A 19,260-nucleotide genomic window follows, 5' to 3' on the forward strand; every position below is an offset into this window, starting at 1 on the left:
AATAAATTTTGTATACATAAGGAGATCAAACAATGGCAACTAACAAATTACTAAGAATGGACAATGTTGGCATCGTTGTAGAATCCCTTGATAGCGCAATCTCTTTCTTCGAGGAGATTGGCTTGAAGCTCGAAGGGCGAGCTACTATCGAAGGGGAATGGGCGGGTCGCGTAACCGGGCTGGGTTCCCAGTGTGTAGAGATTGCTATGATGGTTACCCCGGATGGCCACAGCCGACTTGAACTTTCGCAATTTCTTACCCCGCCTGTTGTATCGGATCACCGAACGGCTCCCGTAAATGCTCTCGGTTATCTGCGCGTCATGTTCGCCGTTGAAGACATTGACGAAATGGTATCCAGACTCACTAAGCATGGTGCTCAGCTCGTAGGCGAAGTGGTTCAGTACGAGAACTCGTATCGGCTCTGCTACATTCGTGGAAAGGAAGGAATTCTAATCGGCTTGGCGGAACAACTCGGTAAAAAATAAATGACGTTAAAAAGAAGATTTAACTGAAATAGAAACAGAAAAACAGTGTGAAGCCGACTGAAGCTTGAAGATAAGATTAACCTTATCTCCAGGCTTTTTCTTTTGTAGACCCCTGGCGACAAACACGTCGCATTGCCACTGAAAAGCTTTTTTATTTTTTCCTTGCAAGTGACGTATGGTCATCCCTTACGCTTGGTTACAGCACCAATTCAAAGGGGGAAGGTTTCATGACCATGCGTAAAAAAGTAATGGTAATTTTCGGTACACGTCCGGAAGCGACGAAGATGGGCCCGGTGATCCAGGAATTCAACAAACATCCGGAATGGTTCGAAACGAAAGTGGTGGTTACGGGGCAGCATCGGGAGCAGCTGGAGCAGGCGCTCTCTCATTTCGGGATTCGTCCCGATGTCGACTTGGCCCTCATGAAGGAAAACCAGTCGCTCGCCTATGTTACATCCGCAGCCATAACCGGGTTGGATCGAGTCATCTCTGCAGAAAAGCCGGATCTCGTCCTTGTTCACGGAGATACCCAAACGGCCGTGTGCGGCGGGATGGCCGCTTTTTTCCACAAGATCCCGGTCGGACATGTGGAGGCGGGACTGCGTTCTCACCACAAGTACTCCCCTTGGCCGGAAGAGGTGAACCGTAAAATTATCGACGTTGTGGCTGATCTGTTATTCGCACCTACTGCCGGGAGCAGACACAATCTGATCCGGGAAGGTTATCCGGAGCAGCCTATTTATGTGACGGGACAAACGGGCGTGGATGCCGCCATGAAAACGTGCCGCTCCGATTATGTATTTCATGAAGACCGGCTCAATCGTCTGCTCCGTCAACCGGGCAGAGTGCTGACGATGACGGCCCATCGCAAGGAAAACTACGGATCGCCGATGCGCCAAATGTTTCGCGCTGTGCGGCGGATTGCCGACGAGTTCCCGGATCTGTCGGTCATTTATCCCGTTCATTTAAGCCCTACCGTCCGGGAAACCGCTTATCCCATCCTGGCGGGGCATGAACGCATTCATTTGCTGGAACCGATCGATTATCCCGATATGATGAATCTGCTGTCCCGCTCGGATCTGGTGCTCAGCGATTCCGGAGGGCTCCAGGAAGAAACGGTCGTCTTCCATAAGCCGCTTGTGCTGATGCGGGATACGACGGAGCGGCCCGAAGCGGTTGCGGCTAACGCTGCGTATCTCGCCGGGACGGATGAAGAGGCCATCTATGCGGCAGTGAGCAGACTTCTTACGGATACAAAATATTACGCATCGATGGCGAGCGCCCACAATCCGTTTGGTGACGGAAGGGCTTCGAGGCGCATCGTGCAGATCGTTGCCCGCCATTTCGGATTCGTTTCGGGTCTTCCCGCGGAGTTTCGGGCTTAGTCGACTCGGCGGCGTCCTGATATCCTGCCATTGGCAGGGCTGTTCATGGAGCAGACGGGTGTTGTATAGTAAAGTCTTACAGGAAACCGGCAGGGGGCGTATATGGAGCTGCGAGAAGAATGGATGACCGCTGGACAATTCGCGGACAAGGCGGGCGTAACGGTCCGCACGATCCGATTTTACGATAAAGTAGGGCTGCTGCATCCGAGCCACCGAACCGGTTCGGGGCACCGCTACTATTCGAAGCTGGATTTGGCGCGGCTTCAACGCATATTAACGCTGAAGTATATCGGGTTGACCATCGACGAGATCGGGGCCATCGTTCGGCGCGAAGGGCACGAGGAGGATCTCAAGGAATCGTTGCGGGTTCAAAGTACGATTATCGGCCAAAAGATGGAGCATCTCCGCCTCGTCCAGAAAACGATCAAGGAGACGCTGTCGCTGCTGGAAGGGCTGGATTATGCGAAGCGGGAAGGTGAGGAACCCGCTGCAGGGACCGAGGAAAGCAGTCCCGCCTGGGAGCTGTTCGCCTCGATCATCCGGGTGGTGAACCAGGAATACGAGAACGCCTTCAACCTGCAGACGAGGATTCGGTTGCATGACGACTTCAGCGTCAATCCGTACAAATGGCACCACTGGCTGTTCGACCAATTGAAAATCCCGGAACGCGGGGCCGTCCTGGAGTTGGGCTGCGGGGACGGAACGTTGTGGCAGCGCAATATGGACCGGATTCCGGAAGACTGGGACATTACGCTGACCGACCTGTCCGAGGGAATGCTGAACGACGCCAGGGAGGGGCTGAAAAATAACGCCGACCGATTCCGATTGATGCCGGCTGACGCCCGCTCGATCCCGTTTCCGGATAACAGCTTCGATGCCGTGCTGGCTAACCATATGCTCTATCATGTGAGCGAACGCCACCAATCGTTGAAAGAAATCCGGCGCGTGCTGAAGCCCGGGGGCATGCTGTTCGCCTCGACGATGGGAAAGCGTCACATGAACGAAGTCGAAGGTTTTCTAAGCCGATTGAATCCGAACTATGATTTCGGACGGCAAGATTTCGCTTGCGAATTCGGATTGGACAATGGGGAAGACCAGCTGGATGCCGCGGGTTTCGTCCGAATCCGTTTGCTGCGTTACGAGGACGGTTTGCAGGTCACGGATGCGAAACCGCTGATCGACTACATCCGGACCACTCCCGAAGGCCGGGAAAATTTCACGGACAGCCGCTTGTCCAAGCTGGAGGCGATGCTGAACGAGTCGATCCGGGCGAAGGGGGCCATAGCGATTACGAAGGATGTCGGATTGTTTGTAGCGTTTCGCGATTAATCAGGGGAGAAGTGAACCGCCGCCGGTACGGATCGGACCAAACTTTTGCCTGAAGATCGAACCTATGGGATCTTCGGGCTATTTGGTCTGCCCGGGCATCGATGGATTGAAACTTCAGCCGGTATTGACTGGTGGTAATTCCAGCCGCCTTCCGGAAAATCCGCTAATTCATCCGCTCCAGCAAAGGCTATCTCATTCCATACACGCTAACTGCCGTTCGACATCTTGTAGTGGCGCGGCGAAATGCCGGCGTACTTTTTGAACAAACGGGAGAAATAGAAGACGTCGCGATATCCGAGCGCCGTAGCGATCACCTTAAATGTACGCTCGGTGCTGATCAGCAGCTTTTTCGCTTCTGCCACTTTGAGCCGGTGAACATATTCGTGCAACGGGTAGCCGGTCACCTTTTTCACCGTTCGTTTCAAAGTGGAGATCGATATGTGGTGGCGGGCGCACAACTGCTCGGGTTGGAACGGGCGATACAGCGTTTTGGCGATGTCGTCAAGCAGGGAGAGCGTATCTTCGTTTTTGTGCGTTTGCGGCGCCGACCGGGCGTGCATCATAAATTCAAACAGCAGCGACTCCAGCAGCATCGCTGCGCGATCGACATTGATCGGCACTCCGCTATCCATTAGCATAAAGATCCGCTCGATCTTGTTCTGCTGGTCTTCATCGCTCTGAACCGGCTGAACCGTCCCTGATTCAAACAACCATGAATCGAGCCACTCCTGGATGCGCGGCCCTTCAATTGTAAAATAATACTCGTCCCAAAAGCCCCCCGGATCGGGCCCATAGTGAAAAACGGCCCCCGGATAAAACATAAAAAGGCTGTTAGCTTTTACTTGCTGCTTTTCACCATCGTTAACCTGGTACGTCCCCGCTCCGCCCGCAATAAAGATGACCGCCCATTTATTCATAAAAACCGCATCTCTTCGAAACGATGTCCGGCCTGGCAAATAGCCGACATCGAGAATTGTCAATGACTTCATTTCCAGCATGCTCTTCTCGACCTTCAGCCCGATAATTTGCAGCGGTTTCGAACTAATCCTATAATCCATGTATTTGGCCGCCATTTCCATTCCCCCGTCTATGCCCAGATGGTACTTTAAGTATACAGTCCTTTTGAAAACCTGCCTAGAGAAGCGCGCGAATAGCAGAACAAAAGTGAGGCAGGGGAATGGATTGGTGCTTCGCAATGAATAGGGGATGAACCGATGTATTACGGACTACAGTCCATGTTTTACAAAGCAATTAAAGGGTACCAGCCATGGTCGCAGTTGGTGAAACAAACACAAACGAAACAACTGGAGGTGATGTGTTGTAGAAGGGACAGCACAGCGGTGCAGTGCGTCGTCGCGTCACAAGAACCTTTTTTGCTGACGACGCATACCGATCCGCTGTTCTGGAAAGGAGGTCCGCTGCCAATCGTCCGTGTGGAAGTGGACATCGATGAAGCGCTGACCGTAGATGTGCGCCTGATCGGCTTTGTCGAAGATGACGACCGGACACAGAAAGCGGATGTGCTGCTGGATGCACCGGAGTTGTATGTGGAAGCACGTACGCTACAGCCGGTTTGGATCGAGTGTACGGCATCCGCGGATACACCGAGCGGAACTTATATGGGAACTGTGCGACTGTATTCCCATACGATGTTTGAAGATGAGCAATTGCTAGGCGCGTGCACCTTCGTGTTGAACGTCAAAGAAGCGGTACTGCCCGAACCGCAGCATTACTCGTTCTATCTCGATTTGTGGCAGCACAACGCAAACATTGCACGTAAGTCCGGTACGACATTGTGGTCGGAGGATCATTTCGCCGTACTGGATGCTTATTTGGCAAGCATGGGGCAACTGGGACAAAAAGCGTTGTCTGTCGTCGTATCTGAAATTCCGTGGTCGGGGCAATTTTCCCATCGTGACCGAGAACCGTCCAATCTGTTTGAGTACAGCATCATTGGCGTGACAAGGGATCGAAGCGGGACTTTTCATTACGATTACACAGCGCTCAACCGGTATGTGGCGCTGGGGGAGACGCATGGCATCCGTGCCGAGATTGAGCTGTTCGGGCTGCTGAACATTTGGCAGGATACCGATGCAGGTTACGGTGCAATTGTCGAAGGATATCCGGACGGCATTCGCGTTCGGTATTACGATGCAGCGACCGGAACGTACCGCTTTATGCGTCGGCAGGAGCAATTGGAACACTACATTCGTGCGTTGGAGGCACATCTCGCTGACCGCGGCTGGATCGACCGCGTCCGCGTGCTTGCGGATGAGCCGGGAGATGTCCCGTTATTTCAGCAGCGTTTGGAGCGGCTGCGGCATATTGCGCCTGCATTTCGCTACAAAATCGCGATACACAGCACATCGATTATGGAGCAGTTGACATCGGAGGTGCACGACTACGTTCCGGTGCTATCCAGTATTGGTGCCGCTCGGGAGAAGCTCGTCCGACATCAAGCGCAGCCCGGCAGCAGGACGCTATACTACTTGGCATGCAGCCCGGATATTCCGAATACGTTTTTGCGCTCGCCTGCGCTGGAATCGCGCCTTATCCCTTGGATCGCCGAGAAGCTGGGGCTTGATGGCTTCTTGCGCTGGAACTACACGGCGTGGGTTGACGATCCATTGCGGAAGCTGTCGTACCGCTCACCGATCTGGAAGGCAGGTGACGCCAATTTCGTCTATCCTGGTGCAGCGGGCAAGCCACAGCTATCGCTCCGGTACAAATGGCTGCAGCGCGGGATCCGGGACTATGAGCTGATGCAGCTGTTAAAAGCGGCCGGACGCAGAAGCGACGTGCAGCAGGCGGTCGATCATGTGATGTTATTTGCCGATCCGTGCGAGCTGGATCCTAACGCGCGAAAGCGCAGTACGGAGCTGTATCGTTTGACCGAAGACGCGTATGATGCATTGCTGCGCCTTGTATAACGGCAGGTGCAGCAGGCGGAAACAACATGATAATAAGGGGGATTTTTACAGATGGGTACATGGAACAAACAAACATTGTGCGCCATTGGCGCTGCGATTGCGCTGGCAGGGTGCAGTGCGAAGCAAGCAGATCCGCAGCCTGGGGAAGCAGGAGGGCAACCGAACGGAACAGAGCAGCAGGCAGGCGGCTTTATTGTCGATACGACACCGGTCAAGCTGACGCTTTTTTTCGATATGACCTTCGGACCGGAAGACAACCAGCAGAACTTTATTCTCGACCCGTTAAAGGCAAAGTATCCGCACATTACACTGGACATTATCAAACGCGCGAAGGGGTCGTATTTGGAAGATCTGATGGCGCAAGGGCGTACACCGGACATCATTTACAATTGGAACGGTGAGATGCCGTCGTATGCGGACAAGGAGCTGCTGTTTGATCTTGAGCCGCTTGCTAAGACGCTGCGTTTTGACCTTGGCCGTTTTGATCCGGCGCCGATAGAAGCGATTCGCGCCACAACCGGTGGAACGGAGTTATATGGACTACCGTTTGAGAGCGGCGGGATGGCAACGTTCTACAACAAAGATTTGTTCGACAAGTTCGGGGTTGCGTACCCGAAGGACGGGATGACATGGGACGAAATGATTGAAATCGCTAAGAAAGTATCGCGTACAGAAGATGGAAAAGTATATCGCGGACTCAGCGCCGATGTTGTGGACCGGATGGCGATGTCGCTGTCGCAGCTGCCGGTAGACGGCAGGACGAACAAAGCGTCGGTGCAGACGGACGGCTGGAAGCGAGCGTTCGAGACGGCGAAGACGATCTGGTCGCTGCCGAATAATGCGCCGGATAAATTGAACGATACCGGACAACGGTCGTTCCTTGTGGACAAGACGCTGGCCATGGACCCGACGAACAACATTTTGTATACGTCTGCGCAATATTTTCACCCGAAAAACGGCTTGAACTGGGATCTGGTCCAGTACCCGAGCTTTACCGGGCAGCCGAACGTATCCGGAGCGCTCACCCCATCGGTATTCTTGATTACGAAGACGAGCAAGCACAAGGAGTCGGCGATGCAGGTGCTTGATGTAGTGACTTCACTAGAAGTACAGCGCAAAATCGTGCGTGAACAGGGACGGATGACGCCGCTTGCGGACAAGCAACTGCAGCAGCAGTTGGGACAGGACGTCGACTATTTGAAAGACAAGAATATGAAAGCGTTTTTACTGAGCCAGCCGGCGCAGCCGAAGCAGTACTCGCCATTCAACACGAGCAGCAACGTTATTTTGCGCAAAAAGTTCGAAGAGTTTTTTAACGGCAAAGACGTCAACTCCGCGCTGCGCGAAGCAGAGGAACAAATTAATTTGGACATTGCCAAGCAGTTGTCCGCCATCGGCAAGTAACGGGCTTGCCTATAACTGATCGAAAAGGAATGGTGTAGTTTGGGATCGAGAATATAGTCGAAGGGAGCGAACGGCCATGAGCGAACACCGTAAGGAGACGGAAACGAGGGCAATCGAGGAGCCGTTGCTGAAGGGCACGAGCCACAAAATAAGCCGCAGAGGATTGCTTGCTTCAATTGGGGCTGCTGGCGTTGTGTTGGCGGCAGGCGGAATCGGGCGGACAAGCGCACTGCCCGTTTCCGCTGCTGTTGGTACTGTAACCGCATCTGTGTATGGAGGCGGAGGCGACGGGAGCACGGGAGTGGAGCACGGTATATGGAACGTCCGGGAGCAAGGCGCGCATGGGGACGACGTGCACGACGATACGGCGGCGATCCAGTCCGCGATCGATCAATGCGCCGCTGCGGGAGGCGGTATCGTCTACCTTCCTCCAGGCGTGTACAAGGTGACAGACACGCTTGTGCTTCATACGAGTGTCACGTTGGAAGGAGCGGGCGTTGGCGCCTGGGACATTCCGTTTCCGAACCGGACGAAGCTGCCTGCGGCATCGGAACTGCGGTTTACCGGCACGGGGGCAAAGACGTACTCGCTGACGTATGCGACCGATTTGTTTCCTTCCGGTGGTGTACTGACCCATACAGACACACTTCCCGACCATCAAGATGCGGTGTACAGCTTGACCAATTTCCGTCTGGGGGATGCGTCGCCAGGGCAAGCGGCAACAGTGCGGCCGTTCTCGGTCGCGGTATACGTGCCGAAAGGAAGCCAATTCGCGGCCATCCGCCATTTGCGCATCGTACCAAATTTCGACGGCTTGAACGGCTACAACAACAAAACGACGTTTACGCTTGGCGATGAATGGGATGTCGGTCTGTATCTAGACAATGCTCAGGATATCGCCGTTCACAACGTGCAGGTGGTCGGGTATTGGCGCATCGCAGCGAACCTGATTGGCGCGGGCGGTTTGGGAACGGAATACAACAACGCGGGAGCGGAGCGGAACCGGTTTTACGACTGCGTGTTCCAAGGATTGACAGGCGTCTGTGTACGCGGAGGCGACTTGTACCGCTCGCTTGCCTTTGGCGGGACTGCTGGGAACTACACGCTGGATATTCCGTGGTGGAGCAGCAGCCCGCTCGGTGCCGCGGGACGGATCAAATTCGGCAGTAAAACGTTGGATTACACGAGCACGAGTGTGTCCGGCGACCGGATGACGCTTTACGGTTTGACGATCGATCCGGCACTACTAGGCAAAGTGGGGGATGAGGTGCGCATCTCGCCATATAGTACCGGATACGCTGGCTCCACGTATATCAACTGTTATATCGCGGGACTGGAGCATGCGTCCAAGCGCGCGGCCAGCCATAACGCGATCGGGCTCGGCGTATCCAAAAACATCGAGATGAGCGGGACGTCCCTGCGCGGGTTCAAATTTATTAGCTGCACGATTCAAGGGCATGAAGATGTGCTGCTCCATCTGCACGAAGCGTTCGATATCCAGTTTATCGGGAGCTACTTCGAGTCTGGCGCACGTTACGATGGCAAGCTCGGCGGCGGTCGGATGATCGCAGCGCCGTGGCGCAATACCACTCAGGCGCGCGGTCCATACCCGAGCGGACAGACGAATAATGTATACTTTTTGGCGACCGAATGCAGCAGTGTCGACAAAGCGCCCAAATTCAAGCGGCAATCGTCGGTACGTTACACGGATACAGGCTTTTTTAACCCGAGATATATGTTTGACAGTTACGAGACGATGCCCCAGACGAGCGAAACGGATTTCTTGCTCAAAGCGCCGCTCTCCGCGCGGACGAAGCTGCAAAACGGCGAAGGGAAAGATGCGCTGGCCGTGACGCCGGGTGCGAACGTCGAAATATTCGGTGCAATTAATCAGGTAAGCGGGCCGATGGTGCTTGAGAGTAAGAATGGACATGAGCTGCGGGTCCAGGGCGATGTAAAGCTGCGGCTCGCTGCGACTGGGGATGCGGTGTTGAGTGCAAATGTGCTGCCCAAGCAGGACGGAACCGCTTCGCTTGGGGAGGCTGCACAACGGTGGAAGCAGCTCCATGTAACGGAAGGGATCGTCATGATGACACCGGATGGGAGCAAAACATACAGGCTGTCGATCAACAATGACGGAACATTGCGAACCGAACTGGTGTAGCGTCTGACGGTGCAAGGAGCGACGGCTTTACACTCGATCCGTTTATCAAGCACAAGATTCACCATCGTGGCCAGCTGACCGTCCTGTTTAGGCGGGACTTCCCGTTATCGGCGTGTATGTCCTTAGAAGCTTTGACGGGAGGCGATCCGGCGCTGAACATCCCCGGACTTTGCGGGAGGTTAAGGGGAAAAGCGCCCTTGGATGTCCAACTGCGATGCGGCCTCATCGTCCTCCGCCGGCGATTTCATCGATGTGGCGCCATTGCGGTATTCCCTGGCCGTTTTGCCGGTCACTTTGCGGAACGTTTTGTTAAAAAACCGGTAGTCGTTATACCCTACGCGTGCTGCGATTTCCGTAACCGTAGCCGTTCCTTCCTCCAGCAACCGGCAAGCTTCTTCGATCCGCAGCCTTTGCAAATAATCGAAGACGCTCATGCCGGTCGTTTTTTTGAACAGAGCGGAAAAATAGCTTTTGCTCAGCAGCGCATGGCGGGATATGTCGTTAAGCTGGACCGGGGAGGCGTAATGCTCCCGCAGGTAAGCGACCGCTTTTTGGATCAGCTCCAGCTTGTATGTGTCCGAGTTCGGCTGGAGCGACTTGTTCCGGTTCCCGTAAGCACGGTAAATTTGGATGAGCAGTTCGCACAACTTGAGCTTCAGCAGCTCCGTCCGACCTTCCCGATTGGCGCTATATTCCTCGTGCAGAGCGGTAAAGATCGACCGGAAGTTGTGATCGTGCGAATCCGGCAGCTTGAGGTCGGGCTGGTACGTCTGCTCTCCCGGGTATAGGCCGCTCAGCAGCAGGATGGATGTGATCTCCTGCAATACCGGCAGCTCCAAGGGCAAGGAGCCGACGATTTCGGGCATAAACATGCAGTTGTACACCTCTAGCCGTCCGGTGTTGTCCGGGTCCAGCGGGAAGAAGCTGTGCGGCGTATCGAACTGGATGATGAACAGGTCCCCCATCGATACCGGCTGTTCCCGGCCGCCTACGACATGGATTCCCTTTCCTTTGCAGACGTAAGCGATCTCGATAAACTCATGGCTGTGCATCCGGATTCGCTCATGCGGGTCATAAACATAATGATTGACGCATAACGGCAGTCCGTCTACGAAAAAATCGTCCGCCCTCAGCTTGTCCACCCGTTCCATCTGCGAACACCTCCGAATCGTTCATTTTTTTACCTTACCATAATCGCAAGGTGCGGAAAAGTGCGATCGCCACACTTTCAAAGTAGGATCAGACCTGTTCGAGATGCCGCTTCCCAAGTTACGCTTTATAAGAAGCGGCGGCGGGAGAGCGGCCGCTTTGCAACCATTTCGACCAAGAGTCTGCAGATAGAAAGGACAGGAAAACGGTATGGAATATCCATTTGCACAATCGGGGGGCAAAGACCCTCGCACCCGTTATTACGTCGACCCGCGCCGCATCGTATGGAGAAGCGAAGGGACTGATTCGATCGTTCAGCGAGCCGAACTGCTGCTGACAGGGGGAGACGGCCAAGCGACATTAACCCGGAAGAACGGCTGTACCCTGCGCAGCGGGGCGGAAAACCGTGCCGGCTTGCTGATCGATTTCGGCTTAGAGCTGCAAGGCGGCATCCAGCTGTGTGTCTGGTCCGCGAATGAGAACAGAAAAACGGTAAAGCTGCGAGTCCGGTTCGGCGAATCGGCGATGGAGGCAATGAGCGAGCTTGGCGGGGAAGGCAATGCGGGCAACGATCACGCGGTTCGCGATCAAGTTGTGGAAGTAAGCAGCTTTCTCGGCACGACGGAGGTCGGCAATACAGGTTATCGTTTTGTCCGGATCGATTTGCTGGAGACGGAATGCGAGATTGAGCTGAAAAGCGTACGCGGCATCTGTCTGTTGCGCGACATCCCCTACAAGGGCAGCTTCCGCTGCAGCGATCCGCTGCTGGACCGGATATGGCAAACCGGGGCTTATACGGTTCATCTGAACATGCAGGAGTACTTGTGGGATGGCGTCAAGCGCGACCGGCTCGTCTGGATCGGCGACATGCATCCCGAGATAGCTGCGATTGGAGCCGTATTCGGCTATAACGAGGTCGTGCCGAAAAGCTTGGACCTGGTCCGCGACAATACGCCGCTCCCGGGCTGGATGAACAGGATCGCCAGCTATTCCGCATGGTGGATCTGGATTCAGCGTGACTGGTACAAGCTTAACGGGGATATAGCTTACTTACGGGAGCAGAGGGCGTACCTGCTCGGTCTGATTGGACAGTTTGACGAAAGTATCGACAGCGAGGGCCGTTTTAACGATCCGAGACCGTTCCTCGATTGGCCGACGTCGCCGAACCGATCCGGGGTGGAAGCCGGCGTACACGCTTTGCTAATTGCCGCCGTGGCAGCAGCTGCGGAGCTGTGCGCGCTGCTGGATGAGCCCGATGCGGAGCGGCGATGCCGGGCTATGGAACGGAGGCTGCGGAAGCGATTGCCGGAACACGGAGGAAGCAAACAAGCGGCGGCGCTTCTGGCTCTGGCCGGCCTGCTCGATGCGGATGCGGTCAACCGTGACGTGTTGGCTGCGGGAGGAGCGCGCGGGATTTCCACCTTCCTCGGATATTATGTGCTGAAGGCGCGGGCGGAAGCCGGCGACATAAGCGGCAGCCTGGATTGCATCCGTGAATATTGGGGAGGCATGCTTTCTCTCGGAGCGACGACGTTCTGGGAAGATTTCAACCTCGATTGGCTGGATAACGCCGCCCGTATCGACGAATTGACGCCGCCCGGCCAAAATGACGTACACGGCCTCTTCGGAGATTACTGCTACAAAGGGTATCGGCACAGTCTGTGCCATGGCTGGGCGGCGGGACCGACAGCATGGCTGTCCGAATATGTGCTCGGCATTCGCGTTAAGGAAGCGGGCTGCCAAGTTATCGAGGTGAGGCCCATGCTTGGTGATTTGGATTGGGCCGAGGGCAGCTTTCCTACCCCGCACGGTACGATCCGGGTCAAGCATGAGAAGCGGAGCGACGGCACGATTGCGACAGAGATCGAAGAGCCGCCGGGCGTAACGGTTATTTGATCGTTACAGTTTTGCTAAAGTGGCAAATCTCCAAAGAGTTGCTTCGAAAAGGCGAATAACGAGTTTCTGTACCAAGAAAGCTGTTTCTTACGCAGGGTCATGCTTCATGGCTAAGGCTTCGTTTAGAAGCTTTTCTTATTCGGTTGCCGGACCTATGGGGAGCACGGTGATCATGGTTATGGCTCCCCCGGACGGCGACAAAGATTGGATAGCATTGCAAGAACGAGGTGCGTAGTTTGGAAACGAAATTGATGAGACACTATCCGCATCCGTACGACTTTCCGTTCTGGATTCAGCGTAACCGTCATAGCAGCGTCGATACGCCGGGATGGCATATTCACGAGTTCGTGGAGCTCATCTTCGTGATGGACGGACAAGCGACTCATATGATTCAGGATGCTTCCTACGATCTGAGAGCCGGCGACGTATATGTCATTAATCCGGGAGAAATGCACGAGTATGTTCTAGAGGAGCGGCAGCACATCGAAATTTTTAACTGCATGTTCGACCCGGGGCTTATTTCGCCTGCTCTCTTGCGAGAGATCGATGCGTCCGATTCTTTCGATTTTTATTATGTACATCCGTTTTTGAACAAGGAATCCTCATTCCATTCGAAATTAGTTTTGCAAGGGGAAGCGTCGCGCGAGGCGCTGGAGCTGTTAGACGGAATGGAACGGGAAATGCGGCGTCGGGACTACGGTTTCCGAACGGTCATCCAGTTGAAGCTGGCCGAGCTTTTCTTGCTGCTATCCCGGCACTACCAGAAAAAAAACGATAAAATCAACGACGCTTGTTCTTCCGGCGAGCTTTTGGTGCAGCGTGTTCGAGGATATATCGAAAGACACTTCAACCATAAGATCTCTCTCCCGCTTTTGTCGGAGCTTTTTCATATCGGAACGCGCCAGTTAAACAGACAGTTCAAAAAATATATCGGGAAAACCGTAATCGAATATTTGCACTTGATTCGGATGGAACATGCCAAAAAACTGCTCGTCGAAACAGACGAGATTGTCGCCGTTGTGGCAAGAATGATCGGCTACGAAGATCCGGCTTCTTTCAGCAGACTGTTTGCCCGCGAAGTGAACTGCCCTCCCGGCAAGTACAGAATAACGGCCCGGAAATAGATAGGGCCAAAGTCTCCGTCCCTAATGACAATTTAGATGTCTGCATCGCCAATTGTCCCGGGTTGTTCCCATCCCTTATACTTTTCCATGCAAAGGCTTTCAATCTATCGGGAGGCGCCCTCGATAGGGAAAGCGATTACTGCCTGCTAGCAAAAGACGAGAGACCAAAGGGGATGTAGAACCGATGAACCTAACGTTCAAACGAACGGCTGCCGCGTGCAGCCTCGCCATTATGCTCGGTGCTTGCTCGAACGGCGGCACGGAGTCGAATCCGGGAACGGCCGCGAATCCGGAATCCGTTAATCCGGCTGTCTCTGATGCCGGCAAAGAACCGGCCGAGGTTATCTTTTATTCCAACAACAACGATACGGTGGAAAGCTTCGACAATCGTTTCGGGGGCGCGCTTCGTAAAAAATTTCCGAATTATACGATCCGGTACATTCAAAGCCAGAAAGGATTCACCTTGCCGGAAATGATCGCTTCAGGAACCCGGTTCGATATCTTCTTCCAGTCGATCGGCAATTTTGAAGGAAATGCGTTTCCAAACGGAATCCAGTACGACATGACCGAATTATTGAACCGGCATAAGGTCGATCTCGGCAAGTTCGAGCCGTCCATCATCGAATCCGTCCGACAAGCTTCCGGCGGAAAACTGTACGGGCTTCCCGTGTTCACGAACAACTTGGTGCTTTATTATAACAAAACGTTGTTTGACAAATTCGGAGTGGAATATCCGAAGGACGGCATGACCTGGGATCAATTGACCGAGCTGTCCAAAAAAATGAGCCGGGACGACGGAGGCAAAACGTTCTACGGGTATGCCCGTTCCCCGGACCATCTAATCCGGATGAATGCGCTGTCGATCCCGATGGCCGATCTGAACACCGATACGCCCACGATCAATACCGATGAGCGCTGGAAGACGTTTATGAACAGTCTGGTCGCTCCTTCTCAGGACGCTCTGACCATGGATTATATGAACAAAACCGGCAAAATACTCGGACTGGAGGACTTCGCCGTCAACCAGAACGTCGCCTTATTCCCTTACCTGGCCAGCTACGTGTATGTAGGGCAGGAGCAGCTCAAAGGGCTGGATTGGGATATGGTTTCACTTCCGAGTTTGCAGCCGGGAATCGGCTCGCAATCGTACCCGAGCTATTTCGGAATAACCAATATGGCCAAAAACAAAGATGCGGCGATGGAAGTGCTGAAGTATATGGTATCCGAAGAGTTTCAGAGCCAGCTCGCCAAAAAAGGAATCATGCCCGTTTTGCAAAATGCGGATCTGCAAAAGCAGTTGGGCCAAGAATCCCCTTTTAAAGCCAAAAACTTTTCAGCTATGTTTTTTAACAAGTTCGCGCCAATTCCGCCCAAAGCTTTATATGATGCGCAATTGGTTTCCGTCTATCTAAAATACGCCCAGCAGGCGCAGATCGGTAAAATGGACTTGAATACGGCATTGCGGTCGGCCGAAGAGGAAGCCAAAAAGACGATCGCCGATTACAAAAGCAAAATGAAGTGACCGCACCGGCGCACCAATCCAGGATAGAAGGGAAGAGACGTGCATGAAGGACAACCGGAATCGAATGAGTCGGCGTAAAATGCTTGCCGCAATGGGAATGGCTGGAGCTTCGCTTAGCTTACTGGGAACGATCGCGAATGGAGAGCGAAGTTCCGTCACGTCCGCCGTGTACGGTCAAGACGGACCGTCCGCGTGCTGTGGACTGCGCATGATCAGCTCCATCGATCAGCTTCGCGCCGTTACCTCTACTGTCAGCGGCGAAACCGTGTGGGTAGCCGGTTATTATGAAGATACGCCCGGAACCGGGGGCGGAGCTTTTCGGTCGGACCCGTCCGATACCGTATCGCTCGATAACGGCGGTACCGTCATCGTGTCTTCGGATGGCACGCGCTGGAAGCGGAACAATACGGAGCCCCTTACGCCCGAAATGTTCGGAGCCCGTAATGGAGAACTGTGTCAGTCCGCTTGTCAAGCGGCGCTGATGGCAGCCTCGGTCTCCGCCAGCGGCTCGTTGCGGTTTTCTGATGGATTCGTGTACCGAGTGACCAGTCTGTACGTCCCTCTCGGTGTCCGGAAAGTGTACGGTTCCGGGGAAATCCGGGCGGAATCGGTCGTCGACCAACTGTTGTATACGAAAGGCCCGGTATTTGGCGGTACGGCCGGTTTTCGATGCGACTTTTTCGATTTGAACATAAATTGCGCCGGTAAAGCCCGACAGGGCCTCCTGCTCAACGGCGTATCGGATTCGTCCATATCCGCGTGCACGATTTATGGTCTTGCCGTATCGGGTGGAAACGGAATACGCGTTGCGACAGACTGCAGCCGAATCGACATCCAAGACAATACGATTCGGATGAGCCGGGATATTCCGGTCGGCACCTATGTCACCTTAAACGGCATCCTAATAACGGCGGAGATCGCATCCGATTACGGCGGGATCGATGCCGGAGGTTTGCCCGTCTACGCAACTGTTACGACGACGGATATTCGTTGCTGCGGCAACCGGATTTATGACGGAACGCACGGCATTCACGTCAGAGGCTTGCTGCGAGGTGAAATCAGCGGCAATACGGTGATCGGTTCCTCTCATCGCAACATCAACCTGAGTCCGGCATGCAGGCAAATTAATATTTACGGCAATCAACTGCATGACGCACGATCCAGCGGCGTCAATATCGCATGGGGATGCGAGCGCATCGTTGTAGAAGGGAATGTCATCTCCTCTTACGTTTCTTCAGCGGAAAATACCGATGATGCCGCGATTCAAGCCTACAAAGACGGAACAGGCATTACGATTGCGAATAATAATATCTCCGGCGACTGGAAATACGGCGTTTTCCTGTCCCAGGTTAAACATTTCACAATTACGGGCAACACTTTTATTGACGGAGGCTCGCTGGCCAATATCGGCATCGAAACAGATTTTGCGGCAGCACCTCCGCCTATGGCGATCTATTCCAAAAGCCGCAGCGCAGTGGCCGCGGCTAGCGGAACGTACGCCGGGTCCATTACCGGTAATGTTCATGGAGGGATTGCAGCCGCAATCTCCATAGCAGCCTTTGGCGACAAATCACTAAAAGAAATAACGATATCCGGGGAAACCGTAAGGGGCACGACAATGTCACACGTGCTGTACGTGTATGCCGATTCGGCAGCGCTTATTCCTCGATCGATCGATATAAGCGGAATCGGAGGCACTGTACCGTCCGGCAGCGGCTATTATTCCAATATAGGTCGCTCGGCCTTCGGGCGCGTGGCGGATGCGGCAGGTTTGGAGGACGGAACCGGCGAAGTCGTCATTATGGGTCCGACTCCTTCGGTGTTGCGCGGTCCGAATTTGGCGATTGGGGAAGCGGTTGCGATTACGGATTTTCTGGACGGCGGCAGCGGGCAGCGAATCTCGGTTCGCTTGTATGTTGGGGCTAGCTTGGTGAACAACGACAGCAAAATTCGCTTAAAGGGAGGCGTCAATGTAACAGGGGATTCGACGGCAGGGAGAAAAATCATTACCCTCGTCAGACGTGCGGACATTTGGTTCGAAGAGTCCCGTAACTTTTGATATCCGTACGAATGGACCGTACGCTCACGAGTGGAGTAAAAGCGAAGTCATAAGTTCCGAGGCGAATGATGAAATTAAGCCGCTCAAACGCTGGCCTTCGAAGCAGTCTTTTAGGCGGGTTCCGTTTCTAAACGGGACCCGCTTTACTTTTGGAACGCATTATGGTCGTGTGCCGTTCGCAATATTTTATGATTAATCTGTCCGGGGGAACGTCCGCTGAATCGAAATCAGTTGCAATTCCGAGTCCGATTGTTTATTATGGATATCACAGGTCCACAATAGGATGGATAGGGGGAAGGAGGTCTGAAACGTGCAGTTCTCGAAAAGCACCGATTACGCCTTGCACGCCCTGCTTCATCTGGGTCACCCGGAACGTCATGCCAATGTCGGAATCAAGGAATTGTCCGCGACACTCGGCGTATCGGAAAGCTATTTATCCAAAATCATGTCCAAGCTGAGACAGGATGGCATCGTACGCGCCGTACCGGGAGTGAACGGCGGTTACGAGCTTGCGCGGCCGGCCGGACAGATTACGTTTCTCGATGTGATTCAAGTGATGGAAGGCAGAGAGCAGCTGTTCGAGTGCTCGAATTCGAAATCGCAGCAGCATCGGTTGTTAGCCGACGACGGGGCGGCCGAGCCGGTTCGGGAACGCCGGGGCAACGGCGAATGTTTGGTGGAGAAGGTCATGCTGGGAGCACAGCAGCATCTGCACCAATACTTGCAGGAGCATACGATTCAGTCGTTATTGGATGAGGCGTTCAAGAGACATTTCAACTTGGAAGGAAACAAGAAGTGATCACGATCAAGAAGTGATGCGCTTCTTGTATTTTAATTATGGATATTGTAGATCCATGGAGGTGTCTAATGGTGAAAAAAGCAGAACTTCTTGACGCAGCGATTATAGGCGGAGGACCAGCCGGGTTAAGCGCGTCCCTCGTGCTGGGGAGAGCGAGAAAACGGGTGGCCGTGTTCGATGACAGCCGTCCCCGCAATGCCGTGACCCGTAAAACTCACGGGTTTCTTACCCGCGACGGGGTGAGTCCGGGCGATTTTCGGCGATTGGCAAAGGAAGAGATTGGCGCTTACCCTTCCGTATCGTTCGCAGCGGATACGGTTGTGTCGGTTACGGGAACGGACGGTCATTTTCAAATTGGGACCGCTCAAGGAAACACTTATTCCAGCAAAAAACTGCTGTTTGCCGTCGGAATGAAGGATCGTCCGCTGGACATTCCCGGGCTGGCGGAGAGTTACGGAAAAAGCGCCTTCGTCTGCCCGTACTGCGACGGTTGGGAGTTAAGGGACGAGCCGCTTGTGGTCATTAACAAGGGAGCTGAGCTTATGCATTTCGCTCCGTTGATATCCGGATGGACGAACCGGTTTACAATTTGCACGAACGGTCCTGATCAGTTGACGATTGAACAGCGCGAGGAGCTTCGGCGGCACCAGGTTCCCTTGTTCGATTCGCCGATCCGGCATATCGATTCCAGCGATGGTATCGTACGACAAGTTGATCTTGAAGACGGGACGGCGATTCCGTGCAGAGGCATCTTTTTTAAACCGGATCTGGTTGCGGGATCGGACTTGCCGCGGACGATCGGCTGCCGCTTGACTGAAACGGGTACGGTTGCGGTCGATGAGATGGGGAGAACAAGTGTTCCGGGTGTCTACGGCGCCGGAGATGCGGTATCCCGCATGCATCAGGCGATAGCCGCCGCCGCTATGGGCGCAGCCGCCGCCGGGGCGATGAACAACGAGCTGAACACGGAGGCTTGGAGGCGTAACGGATGAATAGGTTCCACATCGGAGATTT

General features: G+C 54.1%; 14 protein-coding genes. 12 read left to right on the forward strand and 2 right to left on the reverse strand.

Features of this window, described 5'->3' with window-relative positions:
• Positions 1-32: 32 nt before the first annotated feature.
• The 3 genes from PV433_RS07120 (at position 33) to PV433_RS07130 (ending at position 3,199) form a co-directional block, all read left to right on the forward strand.
• Entirely contained in the window at positions 33-485 is a 453-nt protein-coding gene (locus PV433_RS07120) for a VOC family protein (protein WP_332071488.1), read from the forward strand.
• Between the two features lie 227 nt (positions 486-712).
• Positions 713-1,870: a non-hydrolyzing UDP-N-acetylglucosamine 2-epimerase gene (wecB, locus tag PV433_RS07125; RefSeq protein ID WP_332071489.1), complete on the forward strand. Its 1,158-nt coding sequence runs from the start codon at positions 713-715 to the stop codon at positions 1,868-1,870.
• Positions 1,871-1,972: 102 nt separating this feature from the next.
• Complete coding sequence (locus tag PV433_RS07130; RefSeq protein ID WP_332071490.1) at positions 1,973-3,199, forward strand: MerR family transcriptional regulator; 1,227 nt, start codon at positions 1,973-1,975, stop codon at positions 3,197-3,199.
• Positions 3,200-3,405: 206 nt separating this feature from the next.
• On the opposite strand, the gene PV433_RS07135 is transcribed toward PV433_RS07130, so the two are convergent.
• The gene (locus PV433_RS07135) at positions 3,406-4,257 is read right to left on the reverse strand and encodes an AraC family transcriptional regulator (RefSeq protein WP_332071491.1); all 852 of its coding nucleotides are present in this window, start codon (positions 4,255-4,257) and stop codon (positions 3,406-3,408) included.
• 156 nt (positions 4,258-4,413) lie between these two features.
• Here PV433_RS07135 and PV433_RS07140 point away from each other — a divergent pair, with 156 nt between their 5' ends.
• From PV433_RS07140 to PV433_RS07150, 3 genes are all read left to right on the forward strand, one after another.
• The gene (locus PV433_RS07140; RefSeq protein ID WP_332071492.1) at positions 4,414-6,129 is read left to right on the forward strand and encodes a DUF4091 domain-containing protein; all 1,716 of its coding nucleotides are present in this window, start codon (positions 4,414-4,416) and stop codon (positions 6,127-6,129) included.
• Positions 6,130-6,180: 51 nt separating this feature from the next.
• Positions 6,181-7,533, forward strand: coding sequence for an ABC transporter substrate-binding protein (locus PV433_RS07145; protein WP_332071493.1), 1,353 nt, complete (start codon positions 6,181-6,183; stop codon positions 7,531-7,533).
• A 76-nt stretch (positions 7,534-7,609) separates the two neighbouring features.
• The gene (locus tag PV433_RS07150; protein ID WP_332071494.1) at positions 7,610-9,697 is read left to right on the forward strand and encodes a glycosyl hydrolase family 28-related protein; all 2,088 of its coding nucleotides are present in this window, start codon (positions 7,610-7,612) and stop codon (positions 9,695-9,697) included.
• Positions 9,698-9,876: 179 nt separating this feature from the next.
• Here the strand turns inward: PV433_RS07150 and PV433_RS07155 are convergent, their stop codons facing one another.
• The gene (locus PV433_RS07155; RefSeq protein WP_332071495.1) at positions 9,877-10,848 is read right to left on the reverse strand and encodes an AraC family transcriptional regulator; all 972 of its coding nucleotides are present in this window, start codon (positions 10,846-10,848) and stop codon (positions 9,877-9,879) included.
• Positions 10,849-11,056: 208 nt separating this feature from the next.
• On the opposite strand from PV433_RS07155, the gene PV433_RS07160 reads away from it, so the two are divergent.
• The 6 genes from PV433_RS07160 (at position 11,057) to PV433_RS07185 (ending at position 19,238) form a co-directional block, all read left to right on the forward strand.
• Complete coding sequence (locus tag PV433_RS07160; protein ID WP_332071496.1) at positions 11,057-12,742, forward strand: alpha-L-rhamnosidase-related protein; 1,686 nt, start codon at positions 11,057-11,059, stop codon at positions 12,740-12,742.
• Between the two features lie 236 nt (positions 12,743-12,978).
• Entirely contained in the window at positions 12,979-13,866 is an 888-nt protein-coding gene (locus PV433_RS07165) for an AraC family transcriptional regulator (RefSeq protein ID WP_332071497.1), read from the forward strand.
• A 184-nt stretch (positions 13,867-14,050) separates the two neighbouring features.
• Positions 14,051-15,388, forward strand: coding sequence for an ABC transporter substrate-binding protein (locus PV433_RS07170; RefSeq protein WP_332071498.1), 1,338 nt, complete (start codon positions 14,051-14,053; stop codon positions 15,386-15,388).
• Positions 15,389-15,431: 43 nt separating this feature from the next.
• Entirely contained in the window at positions 15,432-17,447 is a 2,016-nt protein-coding gene (locus PV433_RS07175; RefSeq protein WP_332071499.1) for a right-handed parallel beta-helix repeat-containing protein, read from the forward strand.
• A 310-nt stretch (positions 17,448-17,757) separates the two neighbouring features.
• Positions 17,758-18,246, forward strand: coding sequence for an RrF2 family transcriptional regulator (locus tag PV433_RS07180; protein ID WP_332071500.1), 489 nt, complete (start codon positions 17,758-17,760; stop codon positions 18,244-18,246).
• Positions 18,247-18,314: 68 nt separating this feature from the next.
• On the forward strand, positions 18,315-19,238 hold the full coding sequence (locus PV433_RS07185) for an NAD(P)/FAD-dependent oxidoreductase (protein WP_332071501.1): 924 nt from the start codon (positions 18,315-18,317) through the stop codon (positions 19,236-19,238).
• Positions 19,239-19,260 lie beyond the last annotated feature (22 nt).

It is taken from the genome of Paenibacillus sp. GYB004 (genome assembly GCF_036577605.1).
Lineage (GTDB): Bacteria > Bacillota > Bacilli > Paenibacillales > NBRC-103111 > Paenibacillus_AB > Paenibacillus_AB oceani.